Consider the following 4,066-nt stretch of genomic DNA (forward strand, 5'->3'; position numbering starts at 1 on the left):
CTGACCTGGACGTGATGGCGCAAACCTTTGCGACCAACAACGTCGGCGTGGCGGCTACCTTCCATCCCTTCATGGCCGGCATGGCGGCGCGTGGAAGCGGTACGCTGGTGGGCATAGGCAGCGTGGCCGGCATACGCGGCCTGCCCGGCCACGGCGCGTATTGYGCCAGCAAGGCGGCGGTCATCGCGTATTGCGAAAGCCTGCGCGGTGAGCTGCGCCCCAGCGGCGTGAAAGTGGTGACGATCTGCCCCGGCTATATCGATACGCCGCTGACCCGCGAAAACCGTTACCCCATGCCCTTCCTGATGAAGGTCGACACGTTCGCCGACAAGGCGTTCGCGACCATTCATGGGGGACACAGTTATCGCGTAATTCCCTGGCAAATGGGCATCGTGGCCAAGCTGATGCGCCTGCTGCCCAACGCGCTGTTTGACAAGGCCGTGGCCGGGCGCGCGCGCAAGCATCGCCAGGATGAGCGCTGACCGCGCTTTTCTCAGGCCGAAAAGCAAAAAGGCGTCAAAACCGAAGTCTTGAAGCCTTTTTAGCGCTCTTTCAGCCGGGGCTGAAGAGCGGGTTCAGCAGGGCTTAGTAGCCGCCGCGTCCACCACCACCGCCGCCGCCTGAACGGCCACCGCCGCTACCGCCGCCGCCGTAAGGGCTGCGGAAACCGCCGTCGCTGCCGCCRCCGGAACGRCCACCACCGCCGCCGCCGTAGCCRCCACCGCCGGAGCGAGCGCCGCCACCGCCGTAGCCGCCACCACCGCCGCCGAAGCCGCCGGTACGGGGAGGACGTGCCTCCATCGGACGGGCTTCATTCACGGTGATGCTGCGGCCGCCGAGGGACTGGCCGTTCATGCCGGTGATTGCAGCTTGCGCTTCGGCATCGTTGCCCATTTCGACAAAGCCAAAGCCTTTGGAGCGACCGGTGTCGCGTTCCATCATGACTTTAGCGCTGGTGACAGCGCCGAATTGGCCAAAAGATTGTTGCAGATCTTCGTCGCGAACCGAGTAAGGCAGGTTGCCGACGTAAAGTTTGTTGCCCATGGAGGGACTCCTCAAAAACACATAAAAACAAAAAGCGATGGGGTCCCGAAAGCACAACAAACCAAAAAGTACCGCCGTAGCGCGCGAAACTGACCGATCACCAACTTGTACGGGTTTTTGCAACCCGAACTGGTGGATTATGCGCCTATAACAGCCTGCGCGCCTTTTTTCGTCGTTTTCTTGCTGTTTCTGCTTGGCTCTCCCTGTGGGGAGAGGGCGTCATGGCAGGTCAAAAGGCCTTTGCGCCGCCTGGGATAAGGCCGCGCAGCGCCCCACTAAACTCGGGGCCATGCAAACCTCCAGCACCGCGCGCGCCGCAAAACCACCCAAAAAAAGCGCCGCAAAACCCGCGCCCGCCGCCCAGGCCATTGAAGAGCTGCGCCCGGGGCAGTCGATCGAGCTGCTGAAAGAGCTGCACATCCTCACACGTGAGGGCAAGCTCAACCAGGACACCCGGCGCAAGCTCAAGCAGGTCTATCACCTCTACCAGTTCATAGAACCCCTGCTCAATGAAGTCGCGGCCCAGAAACCAGGCTTCACGCTGGCCGACCACGGCGCCGGCAAGTCCTACCTGGGATTTATCCTTTACGACCTGTTCTTCAACGTGGCGCACGCGGCCGAGCCCATGGCCGGCCATGTCTACGGGATTGAGACCCGCGCCGAACTCGTCGAAAAATCACGCAGCCTGGCCGCGCGCCTGGGCTTTGCGCGCATGTCTTTCCTGAACCTGACGGTGCAGGAGGCCACAGCTTCGGCCGAATTGCCGCCCGCGGTCGACATCGTCACCGCGCTGCACGCCTGCGACACCGCCACCGACGACGCGATTGCCTTCGGCCTGGCCAAAGGCGCGCGCCACATGGTGCTGGTGCCCTGTTGCCAGGCCGAGGTCGCCGGCGTGCTGAAAAAAAGCCGCGCGCTCTCGCTGGCCAAGACCCCGCTGGCCGAACTCTGGCGCCATCCGCTGCACACGCGCGAATTCGGCAGCCAGATCACCAACGTACTGCGCTGCCTGCAGCTCGAAGCCAACGGTTACCAGGTCACCGTGACCGAGCTGGTGGGCTGGGAGCATTCGATGAAGAACGAGCTGATCCTGGCCAGCCGCCCCACCCAGCCCCAGGCCGGCAAAACCCGCGCGGCGCAAGCGCGTTTGCGCGAGGTGCTGGACGAGCTGGGCCTGGGTGAGCTGACGGCGCGTTTCGCCGTCACGGCCGAAGCAGCCTAGAGGCCGCGGCGCTCCGCCGCCAGCAGCCGGATATTCGCGATCAGCGCCTGCTGCGCCGGCGTGGGCGCCATGTCGGCGCGCAAGGTCAGGCCCACCAATTCCTCAGTCCCCGACATGCTGACGGGCAGTTGCAGCAGTGCGCCGCTGTCCAGGTCCGGCCGCACCGCGCCCAGCGGCGAGACCCAGACCGCGTCGCTTTGCAGCGTGTAGCCGCGCGCGATCGACACCGACAGCGTCTCGATGGTGCGCACCGGCAAGGCCAGGCCGCGCGTGAGGAAAAAACCGTCCGCCGTGTGGCGAATCGCCGTGCCCTGCGTGGGCAAGATCGCCGTGAAGGCCTGAAGTCCGGCCAGCAGATCGCCTTTGGGGTCGCCTTGCGCCAGCAGCGGATGGCCGGGGCGCACCGCCAGCACCAGCGGGTCGGCATACAAATGCTCAAAACTCAGGCCCAGCATATGGGCCGGCTCGGCAAAACGGCCTATGACCAGGTCCAGCTCGCGTTGCCGCAGGCGGGCCAGCAGTTCAGGGTTGGCGCCGGTGTGTATGCGAAGGCTGGTGTGCACGTCCGCCCGGGCTTCGGCATCCTGCCGCAGCAGCAGTTGCGGCATCAGCCAGGGCGCGACCGTGGGCAGCACGCCGATCGCGACCACGGCATTGCCCTGGCGCCGCGTCTGCGCCACGCTGGCCACGGCTTCGCGCAGCGCACTCACACTAGCGCCGGCGTGGCGCAAAAAAGCCTCGCCCTCACGCGTGGGCACCGCGCCCCGGCGCCCGCGCTCGAACAGGCGCACGGCCAGCAGGTCTTCGAGTTCTTTCAGTGTCTTGGAGACGGCCGGCTGGGTGATTGCCAGCACGTCGGCCGCCTTTTGCAGGCTGCCGTGCTGCGCCACCGCCAGGAAGCACTGCAAATGCCGGTATTTGATGCGTTCATCGACCATCCAGCGATTTAACCACTGGCAAGCACTGCCGGCCAATTTGGTTATGGATAAGGCGAAAAAATGTCAATATACATAACTATTCGGCGCGTTTAAAGTGGTCCCAGCGCCGGAAATAGCCGCCGAAGGCATCCAGGCAGCCCATCTGACCCACGGAGACACCCACCATGAAACCCGACCTGAACACCAGCTTTCTTGCCCCACGCGACTGGACCAGCCATTCGCCCCATATCTACCCCGGCTACAAATCCACGCTGCTGCGCGGCCCCAAGCAGCCGCTGGTCCCGATCAAGCAGGCGCTGGCGCAGCTCAATGCGCCGGTCTACGGCATCGAGCAGTTCGGCCCGCTCGACAACGACCTCACCAAAAACGCCGTGATGAACGGCGACCCGCTGGGCGAACGCATCATCGTCACCGGCCGCGTGATGGACGAAGACGGGCGGCCCGTGCGCAACACCCTGGTTGAAGTCTGGCAGGCCAACGCGGCAGGCCGTTACGTGCACAAGGTCGACCAGCACGATGCGCCGCTGGACCCCAACTTCCTGGGCGCCGGCCGCTGCATGACCGACAACGAAGGCCGCTACAGCTTCAAGACCATCAAGCCCGGTGCCTACCCCTGGGGCAACCACCCCAACGCCTGGCGGCCGCAGCACATCCACTTTTCGCTGTTCGGCGATTACTTCGCCAGCCGCCTGGTCACGCAGATGTATTTTCCCGGCGACCCCTTGCTCAGCTACGACCCCATGTACATGGGCGCACCCGACAGCGTGCGCGAATTGATGGTGTCAAAGTTCAGCCTGGACGTGACCCAGCCCGATTACGCGCTCGGTTATGTGTTCGACATCGTGCTGCGCGGCCCCAAGGC

5 protein-coding genes are annotated in these 4,066 nt (G+C 64.6%); 3 read left to right on the top strand and 2 right to left on the bottom strand.

Annotation, left to right across the window (positions count from 1 at the left end; genetic code table 11):
• A partial coding sequence (locus tag AC1D0P_RS21230) for an SDR family oxidoreductase (protein WP_477678561.1) occupies positions 1-482 on the top strand: 482 nt, incomplete at its 5' end.
• A gap of 103 nt (positions 483-585) precedes the next feature.
• Here the strand turns inward: AC1D0P_RS21230 and AC1D0P_RS21235 are convergent.
• Positions 586-1,044, bottom strand: a complete 459-nt coding sequence (locus AC1D0P_RS21235) for an RNA recognition motif domain-containing protein (protein ID WP_477678562.1) — start codon at positions 1,042-1,044, stop codon at positions 586-588.
• 289 nt (positions 1,045-1,333) lie between these two features.
• Between AC1D0P_RS21235 and AC1D0P_RS21240 the strand changes: the two genes are divergently transcribed.
• Positions 1,334-2,266, top strand: coding sequence for a class I SAM-dependent methyltransferase (locus AC1D0P_RS21240; protein WP_477678563.1), 933 nt, complete (start codon positions 1,334-1,336; stop codon positions 2,264-2,266).
• Here the strand turns inward: AC1D0P_RS21240 and pcaQ are convergent.
• Positions 2,263-3,204, bottom strand: a complete 942-nt coding sequence (pcaQ, locus tag AC1D0P_RS21245) for a pca operon transcription factor PcaQ (RefSeq protein ID WP_477678564.1) — start codon at positions 3,202-3,204, stop codon at positions 2,263-2,265. The two genes, AC1D0P_RS21240 and pcaQ, sit on opposite strands and share 4 nt — an antisense overlap.
• Before the next feature lie 164 nt (positions 3,205-3,368).
• On the opposite strand from pcaQ, the gene pcaH reads away from it, so the two are divergent.
• A partial coding sequence (gene pcaH / locus AC1D0P_RS21250) for a protocatechuate 3,4-dioxygenase subunit beta (RefSeq protein WP_477678565.1) occupies positions 3,369-4,066 on the top strand: 698 nt, incomplete at its 3' end.

This window comes from Polaromonas sp. P1_G2 (assembly GCF_056405515.1).

What these genes read in the sequence shown, in the direction of transcription:
- AC1D0P_RS21240 (WP_477678563.1), top strand. Translation starts at nt 1,334, where the DNA reads ATGCAAACCTCCAGCACCGCGCGCGCCGCAAAACCACCCAAAAAAAGC.
- pcaQ (WP_477678564.1), bottom strand. Translation starts at nt 3,204, where the DNA reads ATGGTCGATGAACGCATCAAATACCGGCATTTGCAGTGCTTCCTGGCG.